This is a genomic window from Nocardioides marmorisolisilvae, assembly GCF_003725775.1.
GTDB lineage: Bacteria > Actinomycetota > Actinomycetes > Propionibacteriales > Nocardioidaceae > Marmoricola > Marmoricola marmorisolisilvae.
In genome coordinates this window covers 2,236,901-2,256,227 of the sequence record NZ_RJSG01000002.1, presented here as the reverse complement: position 1 = coordinate 2,256,227, position 19,327 = coordinate 2,236,901, and the positions used below count along the sequence as shown (strand labels likewise).

8 protein-coding genes are annotated in these 19,327 nt (G+C 67.0%); 7 read left to right on the top strand and 1 reads right to left on the bottom strand.

The window, feature by feature from the left end:
• Positions 1–131: 131 nt before the first annotated feature.
• Positions 132–896 (bottom strand): hypothetical protein, encoded by a 765-nt coding sequence (locus EFL95_RS14930; RefSeq protein ID WP_123234691.1) that lies wholly within the window; start codon positions 894–896, stop codon positions 132–134.
• 264 nt (positions 897–1,160) lie between these two features.
• Here EFL95_RS14930 and EFL95_RS14925 point away from each other — a divergent pair, with 264 nt between their 5' ends.
• The 7 genes from EFL95_RS14925 (at position 1,161) to EFL95_RS14890 (ending at position 19,268) form a co-directional block, all read left to right on the top strand.
• A complete protein-coding gene (locus EFL95_RS14925) occupies positions 1,161–1,850 on the top strand; it encodes a hypothetical protein (RefSeq protein ID WP_123234690.1) in 690 nt (229 codons plus the stop codon).
• 135 nt (positions 1,851–1,985) lie between these two features.
• On the top strand, positions 1,986–2,750 hold the full coding sequence (locus tag EFL95_RS14920; protein WP_183407173.1) for a signal peptidase I: 765 nt from the start codon (positions 1,986–1,988) through the stop codon (positions 2,748–2,750).
• A gap of 1,047 nt (positions 2,751–3,797) precedes the next feature.
• Positions 3,798–4,982 (top strand): sensor histidine kinase, encoded by a 1,185-nt coding sequence (locus EFL95_RS14910; protein WP_123234687.1) that lies wholly within the window; start codon positions 3,798–3,800, stop codon positions 4,980–4,982.
• Positions 4,910–5,665, top strand: a complete 756-nt coding sequence (locus EFL95_RS14905; protein WP_148045062.1) for a response regulator transcription factor — start codon at positions 4,910–4,912, stop codon at positions 5,663–5,665. The genes EFL95_RS14910 and EFL95_RS14905 overlap by 73 nt, the downstream gene beginning before the upstream one ends.
• 737 nt (positions 5,666–6,402) lie before the next feature.
• A complete protein-coding gene (locus tag EFL95_RS14900) occupies positions 6,403–8,883 on the top strand; it encodes a hypothetical protein (RefSeq protein WP_221176400.1) in 2,481 nt (826 codons plus the stop codon).
• A 211-nt stretch (positions 8,884–9,094) separates the two neighbouring features.
• A complete protein-coding gene (locus EFL95_RS14895; protein ID WP_123234685.1) occupies positions 9,095–9,400 on the top strand; it encodes an antibiotic biosynthesis monooxygenase in 306 nt (101 codons plus the stop codon).
• Positions 9,401–9,674: 274 nt separating this feature from the next.
• Positions 9,675–19,268: an Ig-like domain repeat protein gene (locus EFL95_RS14890; RefSeq protein ID WP_123234684.1), complete on the top strand. Its 9,594-nt coding sequence runs from the start codon at positions 9,675–9,677 to the stop codon at positions 19,266–19,268.
• Positions 19,269–19,327: the final 59 nt, after the last annotated feature.

The following is a 19,327-nucleotide window of genomic DNA, read 5'->3' as shown; positions in this document are numbered from 1 at the left end:
GTTCTCCCCGGGCGGGCCTGCAGAGGTCGCGGGAAGAATCGGCAATGCTGCCGTGCGCATCAAACGGTCCTGGGCCGTGGGCGCAACATCGCGTAGAGCCTGTCGGCCGCAAGCCAACGACTTTCATCTGCTCAAGCGTCGCGACGTCGATCAGTTCCGGAGCGCTTGGCAGCGAAGACGAGGCTCGAACCCAGTGCGAGCAGCAACAGGTCGATCCCGAGCATCCGGGCGGTGATCGGGTTGCCAGACGCAGGTAGCACGCCGCCATGCCCAGGGCTCGCTGTGACCCCGTTCGAACCGACCGTGCTCGCCGGCGCGCTCACCGCTGTGCCGCCGTTTTCGCTCTTTGCGGAGAAGCGCAGCTCGAACGCCGTCGAGTCAGACATGGTGTCGTTGCCAGCACTGCGCGGGAACTCCAGGGACATGGCCAATGTCTCGGTCTCTCCGGGGTCTATCGACCCCAAGGCGGCCCCGGAGGAACCGAGGCTGGCCAGCGTGCCTTGCCAGAGCTGAGCACCAGCCGCAGTGCGCACCGTGAGCACCAGCCACTTCGAGAGCTCGCCGCCGTTAGGGTCGCAGGTGACGTCACCGTCGTTGGTCTCCGGTCGGAGACACCCGTTCTCGAGGTCGCGCAAGTCCGTTGCCCGCAACGTGAGGTCCGCCGCAAAGCTAGAGCTGTCGCGTACGGACACTGTGCCGCTGGTGGTCAGACCTGGCGCCAGGTTGAGATCGCTGAAGACCGGGGTGTTGCTGACATGCACGAAACCGTGGGCGTCGCCCGGGACGTCGATCAGCAACGAGCCGCCGGAGGCCGTCGCCGGTGAGAGCCCCACCATTGGTGCAGATGCGAGCACCACGAGCACGACGAACCTGTACGACGTGGACAGCAGCCCCACGACATGCTCCTCACGTTCTCGATGAGATCGCCCGGGCTGGTCGACCTCGCGCTCAGCATCCCTGCGGGACGCGAGGTGTCGCATCGTCAGATTTGTTGAAGTTGCTACCCCCGAGATTCAACAACTTTGACGATGCGCGACGGGGTCGACCACGGCGATCCTCGACGAGATCAAGGCCGACGGTGGCCGCGGTCGGAGCCACATCGGGCCTAGTGCAGGCGTCATCCGGAGGCTCGCCAACCCCTCTCGCCCTATGGAGAAACCATGAACAGCAAACTCGTCAAGGGCGCCCTTGCCGGCGTCGCGTGCATCACCCTCGCAGCCGGCGGTGCTACCTACGCGGCCTGGTCAGACTTCGGCAGCGTCACCGGCAATGTCGCGGGAGCTGGTCACTTGGTGCTCAACGTCAACCAGGGCACACAGACGGCCGAATCGATGACCCTTGCGCCAGGCCAGGGCCAGTCGAAAGACTTCTACATCGCTAGCAACGACGGCCAGTCGGTTCCCAACGGAGAGCTCTACATCACCCTGAAGAACCTGGTGAACCACGAGGACGGCTGCACGTCCAACTCCGAAGCAGCTGCCGAGAACGGTGGGAACGAAGCCATTATCACGGCTCCTGGCTACAGCCCCTCGACCTCATGTGGTGACAACGCCGCTGGCAACAACAACGGCGAGTTGGGTTCCGAGGCGCGCATCGAGATCATCCAGTACGGCCCGTCGAGTACCGGTCAGTGCAGCAGCGTTGCCCCGCTGGCAGGGATCCCGAACTCGGTGGTGCAGAACTTCACCTACGTGAACACCTTCGCCAACACCAAGATCCCGGTCGTGGCGCTCGCGCCCGGACAGGCCACCTGTGTCCGTGCGGTCGTGCAGCTTCTCTCGACTGCGGACAACAAGGTCCAGGGCGACTCCATCACCTGGGACTTCCGGTTCGACCTCGAGCAGATCTGATCCATCACGCCTGACGGAGGGCCGCTCCTCCCCCGAGCGGCCCTCCCCAGCGAACCGACCGTCTACCGAAGAGGCAACGTGACACCGGAACGCACGTCAGCAACTCGACACTGGCTCCGCGCGAGTCTGCGTTGGGTGGCTGTTGCCGTGCTGGCTCTATTCGGACTCGTTGTCCTGGGCGCGGTCGCCGTGCTGATCGTTCTTCCCCGGGCGACACACGGCTCGGCCCTGACAGTTCTCACCGGGAGCATGACACCGGCCATCCCGGTGGGATCCGTCGTGCTGGATCGACCGGTGGACACCAGAACGCTGCAGGTCGGGGACATAGCGACCTACCAGGCGAAGCCGGGGGTCGCCGAGTTCATCACCCACCGGATCGTCCGGATCGACAGGAGCACCGTCCCGGCATCGTTCATCTTCAAAGGCGACGCGAACCGTGGCGCGGACGCAGACCCGGTCCCGGCCACGGCGATCCGCGGGCGGGTATGGTTCCACCTGCCCTACCTCGGTGCGGTCCGGGATGCACTCCACGGCACCAGTGGGCTGGGCCTTCTGGCGATGCTAGGCCTGGGAGGGTATTCGATTGCCCAGTTCTGGAGCCTTCTCCGCGAACGCCGTCGCAACACGGATGGTCAGGTTGATCCTGACACCTACGTAGCGCCGGCGCTCGTTGTCCGCCCGATGATCCTGGTCTCGCTGCAGCGCTCCGAGCTGGCGAGCGCCGGCGGGTCACCTGAGGACTGGGCTCACTCGCACGACGCCATCTTGGTGGGCCAGGACGAGGCCACGTGCCAACTCCTGCTCGCGCCTGCCGAGGACGAGGTCGAGGCAGCCGTCGATCTCCTTCGCACCCTCAAGCCGATCAGCCTGCTCGTCACTGAAAGGCCCGTCCATGCGTAGGCCACGTTTGCGCAGCGTCTTCCTCACCGGCATCGTGTGTCTCTTGCTCGGCGTCGCGCTGAGTCCAGCGGGAACCACGACCGCGCAGTTCTCCGATTCCGTTTCGGTCCCGGCTTCGGCAGGGGCCGGGGTCTGGGACAACGGTCCACCAGCCTGTCCCGTCAGCGGCACGGGGAGTCTTCATCTCGAGCTCTACGTCGACCAGCCACTGCTTCAGGCAGTCCTGCTGACGAGGATCAACGTGCAATTGGCGTTGGGGCTCGTCGGCGTCGATGTCCTGGTCGCCCTCGGAATCACTGACGATCCTCGAGGCGCCGGAAACGGTTCTCCGTGCGTGCCAGCCCCGTGCCTCAACCCACCATCGAGCGGGTTGTCGGTCGCACTGTGCGCGACGCTCGAGGCTCTGCTTCTCCCCATTGCGCACTCGTCGTCGGCAGCGACTCCGGGGCACGTGAGCACCTTCTCGTCGACCGCGAAGCCGGCACCGGTCGATCCGAGACCGGGCAGCCCCGTAGCCAGCGATCCGGCTCCGGCAGANCATCCGTTCCGACTCCATCCGTTCCGACTCCATCCGTTCCGGCACCGTCGGATCCGGCACCGTCGGATCCGGCACCGTCGGATCCAGCACCCTCGGATCCAGCAGTGTCCGACCAAGTTCCGTCTGGCGTGCAATAGTCGAGAGATGGTTCGGCTCTCGGGTGGTTTCAGTCGACGTGCACGTCTGCTGTGCAGGTCGACCTGCCGCGCGAGAAGGGTTCTGCCGGTAGCCGCTGGCGCGGTCTCCCTGGCAGTTCTCTGCGGACTGGTGCTCGCTCGGCTGATCAGCGCGCCGACGAGGGCTCACGCGGTGGCGGACTCGATCAACGTCTTCCTGCTGGGGTCTGCGGCATTGTTCATGGGCGCGGGCGTGATGTGGCTCGTTTGTTGGCGGCTCCAGAGGGACGCGCGGAGCGCGACCCTCGGCAGTGCCATCACATTCTTCGGCGGAGTCGGCATTCCGTTGACGGTGACTGTGCGTGTGGTGTCAGGTGATCCGAGTCATGGGATATGGCTGACCCTCTTTTGCTGTGGGCCTTCGTGTCCGTGCTGTGCATGACTCTCGTTGTCCACGCCCATTGGGGTCGTGCGCTGAGCGACCACAACCGCCCCCGACGTTTGTTGGTCCGTCTCGGTGGTGGTCTGGTCGTAGCCCTTGTCGCGCTCCTGGCGCTGCAGCGCCTCCGCCCGGAGCTTCACGATCTCGCCGCACCGACGCAGGCCGGCATGATTGGGCTGGCGGGGGGCTGGTTGGCGACTGCTTACGCCGTTCGACGAACGGGAACCCACGTGCACTCCTTCGATCTGACCCGGGGACTCGTGGGGATGGCAGTCTCCCAAGTCCTGGTCGGCATCGGTCGCGCCGATCGTGACCTTCCGACGTTGGCAGGCATTGCAGTGATGTGCTCAGTTGCTGCGTCGTTCGTCGACCGCGCATCCGGGGACCTGGACACTGCGCTCGCTGCCACCCGCTCGCGTGTCAGGGAGGTCGTCGACGAGCTCGCCGATGCGCGGGAGACCGTGGATACCTCGAACCGCAGGCGGGCAGACGTCACCCACGACGCACGGAATGCGATCGTGGCGATTCGTGCAGCGATGTTCACCCTGCGACGGCACGGCCACGAGCTCGAGGCCGAAACCGTCGAGCGGTTGCGATCCGGGGTCGTCCAGGAGACCGGGTTGCTCGAGGCTCTCTTGGTCGAGAACTCTCCGCCGCCTGAGGTCTTCGACTTGGGCGTGAGCATTACCGGGATCGTCGCGGGCCAGCAAGCTCTCGGGGGCACCGTCACGGTCATTGGTTGTGCGGAAGCGCAGTTGGCCCTGGGCCGGGAGTCCGACTTCGCACGCGCTTTCCAGAACATCTTGGTCAACGCGAGAGAGCATGCTCCGGGGACTCCCGTCACCGTCAGCGTGGCCCGACGCCGGAACAGGATGAAGGTCGCCGTCTCCGACATGGGTCCCGGGTTGAGTCCTGCCATGGTCGACGTGGCGTTCGAGCGACGCGTTCAGGGCGACGGTGGTTCCGGCTCCGGCCTTGGATTGAGCATCGTCCGGCAACTCCTCCTTGACCAAGGAGGAAGTGTGGAGTTCGAGCCAGCGGTACGGGGCGCGAGGGTCGTGATGTGGTTGCCAAGGCCCGGCGCCACGTCGCCCGGGCCGGTGCTCGCGCGAAACCCGGATTCTCGATCGCGGTGACCGGCGGGCCACGTAACGACATGAGTCGAGCGCGAGTTGTCATCGTCGACGATCACCAACTGCTCGCCGAAAGTGTCGCGTTGGCATTGAGCGCCCTGGGGGTTGAGACGGCGGTGTTCGACCTGCCCAGAGCGGCGTCCAAGCTCACGTCGATCCTTGCTCTCACGCCCGACCTCGTCCTGCTAGACCTCGACCTTGGCCAGGGAATCGCCGAGGGGCTGGCCTTGGTCGCACCGCTCGTCGACGGCGGTTGCCGGGTACTGGTAGTCACTGCCTGGATGGATCCGGAGGCGATCGGCGCTGCACTCGCTGACGGAGCCGTCGGAGTCGTCGACAAGAGCGCTCCCTTGGAGCATTTGATCGCAGTAGCGACGGCGTGTGCCCAAGGCGTCTATTCGGTCCCGCGCGCCGAGAAGCGTCGTATCGACGATGCCGCGAGACGTCAGCGAACAAGCCGAGAACGCGAGCTAGCGCCGTTCGCAATGCTGACGTTGCGCGAGGCGGAGGTTCTGCGGTGCCTGATCCGCGGGGAGAACGTCGCAGGGATCGCTGGCCGGGCCCACGTCTCGGAAGCCACGGTCCGAAGTCAGGTCCGAGGCATCCTGACCAAGCTTGACGTTGCCTCCCAGCTCAGTGCGGTTGCCCTTGCTCGCAGGGTCGGGTGGTCCGCGCCATCGGAGTGATCGGACCTCGCAACTGGGGTTCGACCTACCGTTCCCTGCGACTTGTCGAGCAAACACCTGCGCTCGCCCATCGGCTGATCCGGACCTCCGTGAAGCGGCGGTGTGGGTATCTCGCGACGCGCAGCGTCGGAACCTGGCCTGGCCCTTGGTGAGATTCGATCAGGGGCCATCAACGGGCCAGATACTCCTGCGCGACGGTGGGCATTGACGGGATACAGTGAGCATCGTCAGAGCGCCCCATCGCAAGCGCTACCAGCATGGATGCGCTGGACCGGGCACTGACGAGCAACGGCGGGTAGGTGGCTGACTTCATCCAGAGGTCGCAGGTTCAAATCCTGCCCCCGCTACAAAGAACAGGGCCTGACCTGCGGAAACGCAGATCAGGCCCTGTTGCTTGTTTCGGCCATTTCCTTGGGCACGTTGTCGATGTTCAGGGCCGGGAACGTAGCGGTCAAATGAAACGCGATTGATGCTCGCAATCTCGCGAAGAGCGAAGGCTAGAAGGCCGTGCTGGCGCTGGTGTTCGCTCCGGTCGCTCCGGTCGCTCCGGTTTCGCGGCTTGCCGCCGATGGATGGGGGCGAGTTTGCGGCCGAGTTCGCGATGCGAGTCGAGTCGGCAGTTCGGGAGCGCCTTACCGGCCTCGTGCACCTGCGCCGCAGCCAGCGCAAGGCTCGCCGTCTCGACTGCAACGCAAACTCACTCGGAGACTGTCCGGTGTCTGTGGTCATCTTGATCCGTGACGAACAAGCGCAGGGCTGCACGCAACAAGAGGCAGAAGAAGGCGAAGTTGAACGCCCCTCTCCTTGACGTGCATGCCGAACACTTCTTGGGGCAGATGCAGGACCTTGAGGCGATCCTGAACTCGCTTGGGGGGTCTGACGACCGTGCGGCTTCCATACAGGATCAGTTCGACGAGAAGTTGCAGGAGTTCGTAGAGCGCACGCGCAGGTTTAGCGCGGTTTCGCTGATCGAAGCAGCGCGGATGGCTGTGCTCCCGTGGATGCGTGAGGACGAGTACCACGTGGACCCGGACGCGTCGGCCGCCCACGTCGAGTTGCTAGCCCTGATCGCGCTCTCCGCTGAGGCGCAAGCGGGCGGTCCGCCTACCGGCCCAGCCCCGGAGGTGCAGGAGATGAGCGAGCTGATCTCGCGCGCCAAGGAGGACTTGGACCTCCTGTTCAATCTGTCCCACCTTCGCGCCGCGATGACCGCCGACCGCTCGGACAAGCTCGCGTTCATCTCCTTGTTGGCGAGAGGGTCGCAAGTGCTAATTCGCAACACCTCGTACGCCGACATGGCGGAGCGCACCGTGACCGACCTTCTCGACGGTGTCGCGTCTGTGCGCGAAGAACTAGTTTCCGGCCTCGGTTTCGACGCACACGACGCTATCCGGGTTCTAGCCGCCGTGCACAAGATCCAGCAGGACCAGGTCAACGACCGCGGTGCAACCTTTGCTGAGGCCGTGAACAGTCTCCGAGAAGCCGCAGTGAGCGCCACTGAAAGTAGTGACGAAGCTGCCGAGCACAGCGAAGAACTCAAGGCACAGCTGCGCGCCAGTTGGCTTGAGGCCGTTGGAGACTTCTTCGAGCCGAACCAGGAAGCGTCAACTGTTCCGGTTGCGGAGGTTGTAGCTGAGACCGGACTCGAGGAGCTGCGCGTACGTGCCGTTGTCGAACGGTTCACGGTCGATATCTCAGGACAGACTCCTGCGGATGTCGTCGAAGCGTTCACGGCCGGAGACAATCCTCTACGGCCACGCCCCTTCATCGCCGCTGACGGCGACCGTGTCCTGCTCCCGCACCACACGCTCTCGGCTGACGCGGTCAAGGAGAACCTTGAGGAGTATCTGAAGACCACCGACCTCTGGGAGGCGTATCAGCAGCATCGAGGGGATCTCGTCGAAGCGCGGGTACACGCAGCTCTCGAGCGAGTGCTTCCGGCCAGCGCCGTGTTCAGGGATGCGTTCCACTACTTCGTTCCTGCTAACCAGGCCGAGGAGCAGGAAGGTGATCCGGCCAAGTACACCAAGCGGGTGGAGGGCGATCACCTGGTCGTAGTCGATGACGTGGCCCTAGTCGTAGAGGACAAGGCAGGCGCGGTCAGCGCAGTTGCGAAGGCTGGGAAGACGCAACGCCTGCGGACCGACTTGACCAGCATCATCACCAAGGCTGCCGATCAAGCGAGGCGGTTGGGCGCCCTCATTGAACGCGACGGGGGAGTGCGCACCGACGACGGATGGGTCGATCTTTCCGAAATCCGTGAGATCCACACGGTGGCAGTCAGCCTGGACGACCTCATGAGCGTCACCACTGCAACCGCCGAACTGGTGCGCGCCGGACTCGTCGACCCCGCCAATATCCCTTGGACTGTCTCCCTGCACGATCTCGAACTCATCAGTGAACTCGTCGACAAGCCTGCCGAGTTCCTCCTGTACCTCCGGCGCCGGCGCGATCCGCTGACGACTCGCATCTTCATGGCTCCTGACGAACTCGACCTGTTTCTGCTGTTCTTCGACGGCATGCTCTGGGCCGAGCCTGACCCGGAGGAAGTGCAAAGGACCTTCCCGTTCACCGGTCATCCCACCCCTGCTGCTCGCCGTCGGTTCCGTGAGCAACGGGTCGCCTTCGTCACCAGTAGGACTGACCAGCTCGACGCGTGGCACTACTCCAAGAACCGACCAGGCGGGCCGATTGTGCCGAAGCCGACGATGATTGACTCGCCAGCGGGGCCACTCATTGACGAGGTCATGAAGCGCGGCGTCTTCGGTGCGCTGAGCCTGGGGGCGACTCTTCTCAGCGGGTCCACGGCGTTCCAGGAGCAGATCGCAACCCAGGCGAACATTCTCCTGGACAACCCTCACCCCGGACGCAGCCGGCAGGTAGCGGTTCCGATCACCCAGATGACCAACGCCGCAGACGGCTGGCTACTTGTCTGGTCAACGCACCCGACGGGCGCCGTTGATCTAGCGGCAACGATCGCGGATCAGGAGCGGTATCTCCGGTTGAAGAAGCACCAGTTGGGCCTGCCTCGCGGGGCTCTGTTCGTGTTCGATCAGAAGAGTCGCGAATTGGTGCACGTCAGCTATGACGGGAATGCTGGCGAACTACCAGATGAACTCAAGCCATTGCTGGATCGCCTTCGGCCACCGGAGGCGTTTCAGAACCGTCCGCCGCCGTCCGCCAAGCGGCCTCCCAAGAAGCGCCGCCGCCGTGACTAGGCCGCCCTCTGATTTCGTGCCAGAGGCGGGTGCAGTCTCGCTCCCGGCGAAGAAGGCCGTTGCGCAGTAGGCCCCACCCCCATCGCAGGTTCAAATCCTGCCCCCGCTACAAGGAAAGAACCCGCTGGCCCGTGGCCAGCGGGTTCTTCGCTTCCGGCTGTTCGGCTCCCGGGACTCGCTACCGTGAACTGACCGACCGAAGGAGACGGCAATGTGGGCACAGCTCATCAAGGTGCGGGTGAAGCCGGGGACCGACCTGTCGGCCATGGCAGACGTGCTGAAGTCGGCCGAGCAGCCCGATTCGGGCCTCGTGCGGGAGACGTTCATGCACGACCAGAAGGACCCGGAGTCGGTCTACGTCCTGGCCGTGTTCGAGAGCGAGGAGAAGGCACGTCTTCGCGAGCAGGACCCGCGGCGGGCCGCGGGTCAGCAAGCCATCCAGGCCTTCCTGGCGGGCGCACTCGCCGCTCCGCCGGAGTTCGTCGACCTGACCGTCACCCACGACTGGATCCCGTAGCCGGATCGTCGACGGGGAACGCTCTCGGGCCGACCCAGCCCAGCGCGGGTACAGCGCCGAGGGGTGCGACCGCTTCGCTAGGGCCGCCTCAGATTTCCTGGCCATTTCTAGCGACGCCAGGACATTCCTGGGGTTAAGGTCCATTCACTCGCGGCTCGGGCCCCGAACTTCAGACAGCGTTCACCTGCGGTCTGATTCTCGGTCGTTCAGCCACGGATAGCCTCGCCCGGTTCCCCCCGGAGCATCCTCCCGACGTGGTGAAGAACGGATCCTCATGTCTGCTCGGCGCATCTTCGCGACCCTTGCCTCTGCTGCCATCGCCCTGACCGGCCTCCAGGTCCTCGCGGGCCCGCCGGCCCAGGCGAGTTCGGCACCCTACGCGAACCTCATGATCAGCGAGGTCTACGGTGGCGACGGCTCGGCCAACGCGAGCTACCACCACGACTTCGTGGAGCTGTTCAACCCGACCGCGAACCCGATCACGTTCGGCAACAACAGCCTCTACATCTCCTACATCGCCGCGACCAGCACGACGCCGGGTGCGCCGGTCGCCATCCCGGGTGCCACGATCCCGTCCTTCACGCACTTCATGATCGAGCGCACGGCCAACGGCTCCGGCGCGACCCCGGTCAACCAGAACGTGCCGCACGCCGACGCCTCCATCGCGCTCCCGGACATCGCCGGCGCCGGTGGCCGGGTGTACCTGCAGGACATCTCGACCGCCCAGACCACGACGGGTGACGTCTCCGGCAACGCGCACATCATCGACGCCATCAGCGGCAACGCGTCGGGAACCCTGTCGTACGAGGGCTCGGTCGGCACGGTCGGTGGCGGCGCCACCACCTCGCTGCAGCGCAAGGACGACGCGACCCACGGCTACCTCGACACCAACACGACAGCGACCGACCTGAAGGCAGCCACGCCGACGCCGAAGAGCCTGGTGGACGGCCCGCTGTCGACCGGTCCCGTCCCGCTGGCGCTCGCCGCGATCTCCAACAAGAGCGGGTTCCGCAACACCCCGCTGGCCGCGATCCCGATGACCGCGACCGGAGGCACGGCGCCGTACACCTACAGCGTCTCCGGTGATGACGGCATCAGCCTGAACGTCAACGCGAGCGGTGTCATCAGCGCGATCCCCGGAACCGCGGGCACCTACCACGTGACCGCGAAGGTCACCGACAGCGCTGCGAGCCCGGTCTCCAAGACGCAGAGCTTCACCATCACCGCGGCCGAGGGCGACGCGGCCAACCACGTCGTGGTCGCCCAGGTCTGGGGTGACGGCGGCTTCGGCAACGCCTCGTACAAGAACAGCTTCATCGAGCTGTACAACCCGACCGACAACAACGTCGACCTGTCCGGTGACTCGATCGCCTACCTGCCGGCGAACAACTCCACCAACACCGGCACTCCGGCCGCCACCCAGCAGACCTCGCTGACCGGCACCATCCCGGCGCACGGCTACTACCTGGTCGCGGGCACGTCCTCCAACGGCGGCGCCGCGGGCGTCGACCTGCCGGCCCCGGACGACAACTCGACGATCAACTGGAACTTCGCCGACGGCACCATCGCGCTGATCGACACCCAGGACCCGTTCACGATGCCGACCGGCGACCTCACCGGAGCCGACCACGTCATCGACGCGCTCGGCTACGGCGTGTCCACCAGCTTCACGCCGTTCGCCTACGAGGGCGCGCTCTCCGGCTTCATCACCGGCGTGAACATCGCTGCCCAGCGCACCCCGGTGGGCACCGACACCAACAACAACCACACCGACTTCGCCTCGATCGCGCCGGTCGCGATCAACTCCAACGGCGACACCCAGCCCGCGATCTCGCTGGCCGGCGTCACCGACCAGACCGCCCTGGTGAACCAGCCCGCCACGATCGCGGACCTGCAGGCCACCGGTGGCGTCGGCGACATCACCTACTCGATCACCGGTCAGCCCAGCGGCATCAGCGTCGACCCGCACACCGGTGTCATCTCCGGTACGCCGACCAGCGCCGGCGTCTCGACGATCAAGGCGACCGCCACCGACACCCTGAACGCCAAGGCGTCCGTCCAGTTCAAGCTCACCGTGGGCACGTTCCTGGCGCCCAACCCCGGGGACCAGACCCTGGCCGTCGGCAGCCCGGCGGACATCCAGCTGACCGCGTCTCCGGCGAACAGCTCGGGCTACGGCTTCGCGCTGAAGGCGGGCAGCACGCTGCCCAACGGCCTCTCGCTGGACGCGAGCACCGGGGACATCACCGGCACGCCGACGGCGACGCAGTCCGCGACCCCGGTGACCGTCACCGTCACCAACAAGGACGACTCAACGACCATCGACGTCACCTTCAGCATCACCGTGACCAACAGCGTCATGTCGATCGCCACCATCCAGGGGACCGGCCCGCGCTCGTCGTACGCGCCGGCCTCCGGCACCACCGCCGGTCAGACCGTGAGCACCCAGGGTGTCGTCACGGCCGTCTGGAACAAGGGCTACGCGGGCACCGGCAACACCGCCGCGCTCGGCGCCGCGAACTCCGGTCTTTCCGGCTTCGTGATCCAGACCCCGGACGCGAACGTGGCGACCTCGCCCGCCTCCGAGGCGATCTTCGTCTTCTACACCGGTACCAGCTTCACCGGGAAGGACGCGGGCGGTTCCACCATCGCCGTGGGCGACTCGGTCAAGGTGAGCGGCACGGTCAGCGAGTACAAGGCCGCCAGCGCGGTCTCCGCCGAGAGCGCCACCGAGATCACCGCGACCGTCGCGAACACCCACAAGCTCGGTGCGAGCCTGGGCACGGTCACGCTGCAGACCTCCCTGCCGGCGACGTACGCCGACCGCGAGGCGAAGGAGTGGGAGGCGTTCGCGCCGACCGACACGGTCGTCACCGACACCTACCAGTACGAGACCAACGGTGAGCTCGGACTGGCCAGCGGGGACAAGCCGCTGGTGCAGCCGACCGAGATCTGTGGCGCCGACGGCTCGCCCGCCAGCACCACCTGCATCCAGAACGCCGAGAACGACATCGTGAACCGGGGCTACTTCCTCGGCACCGGCACGAACGTGTTCTTCACCTCTGCCAGCTCGCACTACAACCCGAGCAAGAGCGGCAACAGCGCGATCCCGCTGCCCTTCATGGACCACGACCACTCGGTCCGCGTCGGCGCCCACGTCACCGCGGCCGCCGGCCAGGGCCTGATCCTCGGCTTCTGGCCCGACCTGTCCTCGACCGCCGCCTCGCGCGCCGGCAAGTGGTACCTGCAGCCGAACCGCCCGGTCCTGGGCACCCCCGGCTCGGCCACCGACCAGGGCACGCCGGACCTCGGCACCGGCGCGGTCTCCTTCGAGAACACCCGCACGGCCAACGCCGCCCCGAGCCCGGCGAACATCAACAAGGAGGGCACCTCGAACATCCGGGTGGCCACCTTCAACGTCGAGAACTTCTTCCCGGAGACCGGTGAGCAGTTTGCCGCCGACAACCCGGCGATCGGCAACTCGGCCGCCGGCGTGACGTCCTCGACGACCAAGGGCTGCCAGTACGACTACGACCGCCTCGGTAACCGCACCCTGCTCTTCCAGTGCGTCTCGCCGTTCGGCCAGGCATCGGCCTGGGACCCGGTCTCGGGTGCGGTGACGGCGTACAAGGCCGGTCTGGCCAACGCTCCGCGCGGTGCTGCCCGCGCCGAGGACTTCAGCCGTCAGGTCGCCAAGATCGTGACCGCGATCAACGGCCTGGGCGGCATCGACGCCAACGCCGTGAACCACGGCTCGGGCGCGGACATCGTCTCCCTGGAGGAGATCGAGAACCCGAACAAGCTCAAGCAGGGCATCACCAACTCACCCCTGTCCCCGGACCTGTCCAACCTCAAGGACCAGGGACAGGGCACGCCGATCGCGAACCGCGACGACGCGCTGAAGTACCTCGTCGACAAGCTCAACGACGCGGCCGGTGCGGACGTGTGGGGCTACGTGAAGTCGCCGGAGGAGGCCACCGACGCCACCTCGATGGTGCACATGTGCTCGATCCTGCGCGGTGACGGCATCAGCCCGATCGACGGCAACGCGGCGTCGCGCGCCAACGCGAGCTGCTCCTACTCCTCGATGCAGGACGTCATCCGCTCGGCCTTCATCTACAAGAAGAACACCGTCGTCCCCGTCGGCAACGCCGACCTGGACTTCCCGTCCAACCCGCTGAGCCCCGACAACCCGGGCAACAACGCGCAGCCGACGTACCACGGCGCCTCGCCGTTCGACGTGGCGCGCGAGCCGCTGGCCCAGTTCTTCAAGCGAGTCGGCGACCCGAACTCGGCGGGCTTCGCGGTGATCGTGAACCACTTCAAGTCCAAGGGCGGCACCAGCACCTCGGACGACCCGAACATCACCATCAGCGGGGACAACAAGTCCGATCCGCTGGTGGGCGCCTACAACGAGGCGCGCACCAAGGAGGGCCAGGAGCTGGTCCGCTTCGCCAACCAGTTCGCCAAGAAGTGGAACACCGACAAGGTCCTGATCCTCGGTGACTTCAACGCCTACACCCAGGAAGATCCGATCAAGGCGATCCTGGCGGCCTCCCAGGCCGACCCGGGCAACGGCCGGGACCCGCTGAACTTCTCGCTGCTGGAGTCGAGCGACCCGAACGACATCACCTACAACTTCACCTCGAACGTCAACGTCGGGACCGACGCTGCCGGCGCGGTGAAGGTGGCGACCCCGAACACGAGCGGCACCACCGGCACCGACCAGGTCGGCTACGGCACGGTCGGCTCGATCGACCACGAGTTCATGTCGGCCGGCTTCAAGGCCGACTTCACCGGCGCGGACGTGTGGGAGATCAACGCCAACGAGACCGACGCCTACGACTACGGGCGCTACAACGCCAACGCGACGAACTTCTACTACGGCACCTCGCAGGGCCACGGCATCCCGACGGACGTCTCGTACGCGACCGACCTCGCCGGCGCGACGCCGTTCCGCAGCTCGGACCACAACCCGATGGTGATCGGTATCGACCTGCCTACCGTGGCCGCTGCGAACAAGGTCACCGACGTCCAGATCGTGGGGGTCAACGACTTCCACGGGCGTCTGATCGCGGACTCGGCCGACGGCGGCGCGGCCGCGCTCGCGGGTGCGGTCAACGAGCTGCGCGACCAGTACGGCGACGACAAGACGATCTTCGCCTCCGGCGGTGACAACGTGGGCGCTTCGACGTTCGAGTCGTTCACCGCGCACGACAAGCCGTCCCTGGACGCCCTGTCGACGATGGGTCTCGACGTCTCGACCGTGGGCAACCACGAGTTCGACGGTCAGGCCTCCCTCGGGGCGGACCACGTCGGTTGGAAGGACCTCGTCAACCGGCTGATGAAGAAGTACGACGCCACGACGAACCCGTTCGGCGCCGACGCCAGCGTCAAGGACCCCGACGGGCTCCCGTACCTGGCGGCGAACGTCACCTACTCGGTCGACCCGGACGGCTCCGGCCCGATCCAGGTCGGTGACACCGTCGCCCCGGCGACCAAGACGATCCCGGTCACCCTGGACTCCGGCCAGACCGTGAAGATCGGCTTCGTCGGCACCGTGACGCCCGACCTGAACTCGCTCGAGAGCCCGGCGAACCTGGCCGGCGTCCACGTCGACGACGAGGCGGACACGATCTCGGCGATCAACCACTACGCCGACCAGCTCAAGTCGGACGGCGCCACGATCGTCGTGCTGCTCACCCACGAAGGTGCGGCCTCGACCGACTGCAGCGCGATGCTGGGCAGCGGGTCGTCCTTCGCCGACGAGCTCAACGGCCTCAACGACAACGTCGACGCCGTCCTCTCGGGTCACACCCACCTCGAGTACGCCTGCTCCTTCCCGGTCGACGGCTGGGCGGGTCGCGCGATCACCGAGCGTCCGGTCCTGCAGGCGGGCTCCTACGCGGTGGCGCTGGACCAGCTCGTCTACTCCTTCGACGCCGACGGTGACCCGGTCGACGTGACCTCGAACCTCGTGGGCGTGAAGGGTCCGGTCAGCACGCTGTTCAGCGCGCCGCAGGACCCGGCGGTCGCGAGCATCGTGGCCGACGCGGTCGCCGCCTCGGCGGTGGCCGGGGCGCAGACCCTCGGCAAGCTCGGCGGTCCGTTCGACCGTGCGCGCCTGTCGGACGGCACCGAGAACCGCGGTGGCGAGTCCACGCTGGGCAACCAGATCGCGGAGATCCAGCGCTGGGCGACCGACAGCGACCTGGCCTTCATGAACCCGGGAGGCCTGCGGGCCGACCTGCGGGGCCAGAACGCCGACGGCTCGGGTGACCTCACCTACCGGACCGCGGCCGACGTGCAGCCGTTCGCGAACGAGCTGACCAACATGTCGCTGACCGGTGCGCAGATCAAGAAGGTGCTCGAGGAGCAGTGGTCGCGCGACAACATCGTCAACGCGAACGCCAACATCCCGGCGCGCCCGTTCCTGAAGCTGGGCGTCAGCCAGGGCTTCTCGTACACGTACCACGAGGTCACCGACCCGGTTCACCCCGGAGCGACCCTCGGGGTGGTGGACCAGATGTTCCTCAACGGGAAGCCGATCGACCTGGCCAAGCACTACAGCGTCACGGTCAACTCGTTCCTGGCCAGCGGCGGTGACAACTTCTGGGAGCTCGCGAACGGCGCCAACCCGGTCGACACCGAGCAGACCGATCTGGCGGCGCAGGTGGACTACATGAAGCAGTACCAGTCCACCCCGCTGCCGGTCGACTACGCCCAGCGCGGCGTCCGGGTCACCTTCCCGGGCAACGCCCCGTCGTCCTACAGCGGTGGTGACACGGTGGCCTTCGCCCTCAGCTCGCTGCTGATGACCGGTCCGCACGACACCCAGGACACGACCATCACGATCAAGGACGGCAGCACCGTGCTCGCCGCCTCGATCCCGGTCACCGTCGGCAACAGCACCCAGCCGTACGACGACCGCGGCAACGCCTCGGTCAGCGTCCAGCTGCCGGCCGGTGTCGCGGGCGCCCAGACCCTGAAGGTCTACGGCAACCAGACCGGCGCGCTGCTGGCCACGATCAAGATCCCGGGCGTCAAGGCGGACTCGACGCTCGCGGCCGACGACCAGGACGCGACCTACGGGTCGGCCGGATCGTTGACCGCGACCGTCTCCGGGGCGACCGAGCCGGGTGGCACGGTCACCTTCTCCGAGGGGTCGACCACGCTGGGCACGGCGGATGTCGCCTCCGACGGGACCGCCACGCTGCACCTCGACGAGGTGACCCTGGATGCCGGTGCGCACACGATCACCGCGGACTACGGCGACAGCGACGCGCTCAACGACTCCTCGACCACCTTCACGCTGACGGTCGCGAAGGCGACGACGTCGGTCGACGCTGACGACCTCAGCTCCGACCTCGGCGTCCCGGCGCAGCTCCCGGTCACCGTGACCTCGCCGGCCACGGCCAAGCCGGGCGGCACGGTCACGGTGTTCGACGGTCTGACGGCCATCGGGTCGGGCGTCCTGATCAACGGAACCACCAAGGTCTCGGTGGACACCAGCGGGCTGAGCGAGGGCGACAACACCCTCACGGTCTCCTACGACGGTGCGACCAACTTCGCCTCGTCGGGCACCACCGTCACGCTGACGCTCTCGAAGGGGACGTCGACGGTGTCGGCCGAGGACCAGACGGCCACCTACGGTTCCGCCGGGTCGCTGACCGCGACGGTGAGCGCCGAGGCGGACGTGACCGGCACGGTCACCTTCTCCAGCGGTGGGAACACCCTGGGTCAGGCGAACGTCGCCTCCGACGGAACCGCCACGCTGAGCCTGGACGAGGTGACGCTCGCAGCCGGCTCCCACGGGATCACCGCGACCTACGGCGGCAGCGACGTCCTGTCCGGTTCGACGACCTCCTTCACCCTGACCGTCGGCAAGGCTGCGACCACGGTCGTGGCCGACGACGCCAGCGGTTCGGTCGGTACCCCCGCCTCGGTCCCGGTGACGGTGACCTCGGCGGCCACGGCGAAGCCGGGCGGCACGGTCACCGTGCTCGAGGGCTCGACCGGCGTCGGCACGGGCACCCTGTCCGGTGGTTCGGTCACCATCTCGGTGAACACCATGGGCATGGCCGCCGGTGACCACACGCTGACGGTGAAGTACGCCGGCGCCGGCAACTTCGCCGGTTCCACGAAGGACATCACGCTGACCCTGGGCAAGCTGACCTCCTCGGTCAGCGCCGACGACCAGAGCGCGACGTACGGGGCAGCGGGTTCGCTCACCGCCACCGTGACCGCGGACTTCCCGGTCGAGGGCACGGTGACCTTCTCCGAGGGCAGCAACGAGCTCGGGGACGCCACCGTCGCGCTCGGCGGCTCGGCCACGCTGAACCTCAACGAGGTGACGCTGGGCGGCGGGACGCACACGATCACGGCGACGTACGGAGGCAGCAGCCAGCTGCAGTCCTCCTCGACCACGTTCACCCTGACGGTCGCCAAGGCGGCCACCACGGTGGTCGGGTCGAACGGTTCCGGCACGGTCGGCACCACGGCCTCGGTCCCGGTCTCGGTGACCTCGGCCGCGACGGCCAAGCCGAACGGCACCGTCACGGTGATGAACGGCATGGCCGCGGTCGGGACGGGCGTCCTGGTCAACGGTGCGACCACGGTCCAGGTCAACACCAGCTCGCTGGTGGGTGGTGCCAACAGCCTGAGCGTGGTCTACGGGGGAGCGGACAACTTCGCCACCTCGGCGAAGACCATCACGCTGACCCTCGCCAAGGCGTCCTCGACCACGACGGCGGGCAACCAGACGGGGACCTACGGGGCGCCCGGCTCGGTCACCGCGACGGTGAGCGCGGCCGTGGCTCCGACCGGCAAGGTCACCTTCTCCGAGGGCTCGACCACGTTCGGCCAGGGCGACGTCGGCTCCGACGGCTCGGCGACGCTCTCGGTGCCCGCGGTGACGCTCGCACCGGGGGCGCACACGATCACCGCGACCTACGGTGGCAACACCCAGCTGCAGGCCTCGTCGACCACGTTCACCTTCACGGTGGCCAAGGCCGCGACGACGGTGGTGGCCGGCAACGCGACGGCGGCGAAGGGGAGCACGGCGAGCGTTCCGGTCACGGTCAGCTCGACCGCGGGAGTGCCCGGTGGCACCGTGCGGGTGCTGGACGCCGGAAACAACCAGATCGGCACCGGCACGCTCACCAACGGCCAGGTCACGGTCGCGGTGAGCACCGCGGGTCTGGCGGTCGGCGCGAACACGGTCACGGTCTCGTACGGCGGCGCGGCGAACTTCGCCACCTCGTCGAAGACGATCACGATCACGGTCACCTCCGGCAAGAAGACGCCGACGGTGACCGCGGCCAACGTGTCGGTGGTCTACGGCAAGACGGTGAGCCTGGCGATCACGGTGACCGGCGTGGCCGGGAGCCCGACCCCGACCGGCCAGGTGCAGGTGAAGTACGGCACCCAGCTGCTCGGCAGCGGAACCCTCTTCGGCGGTCACGTCCGGGTGACGCTGGCGGCCAAGAGCCTCCCGCCGGGCGGTCGCGCGCTCTCCCTGGTCTACGGCGGCAACACCGTCTACGACCCGGCCACCGGTACGGCGACCGTGACGGTCACCAAGGTCGCCTCGACGACCTCGTACCAGCTGCAGAGCGGGCCGATCAAGGTGAACAAGAGCGGCCCGAAGCTGCTGGTGACCGTCAAGGCCACGGGGGTCACGCCGACCGGCACGGTGGCCCTGGTGATCAACGGGCACACCTACACGGGCGTGCTCTCGGGTGGGCAGACGACCATCCTGCTGCCGACCTTCACCACCGCCGGGACGGTGCACGGGACCCTCACCTACAGCGGTGACGACTTCACCGGCACCTCGACCAAGGCGGTCACGCTGACGGTCAACCGCTAGGCGACACAGCAGCAGGAGGCCCGGACCGCTGGTCCGGGCCTTCTGCGTGCCCGGGCTCC

Excerpts from the sequence above, each read along its gene's own strand:
- EFL95_RS14895 (WP_123234685.1), top strand. The coding sequence starts at position 9,095 with ATGTGGGCACAGCTCATCAAGGTGCGGGTGAAGCCGGGGACCGACCTG.
- EFL95_RS14910 (WP_123234687.1), top strand. The coding sequence starts at position 3,798 with ATGGCTGACCCTCTTTTGCTGTGGGCCTTCGTGTCCGTGCTGTGCATG.
- EFL95_RS14925 (WP_123234690.1), top strand. The coding sequence starts at position 1,161 with ATGAACAGCAAACTCGTCAAGGGCGCCCTTGCCGGCGTCGCGTGCATC.
- EFL95_RS14890 (WP_123234684.1), top strand. The coding sequence starts at position 9,675 with ATGTCTGCTCGGCGCATCTTCGCGACCCTTGCCTCTGCTGCCATCGCC.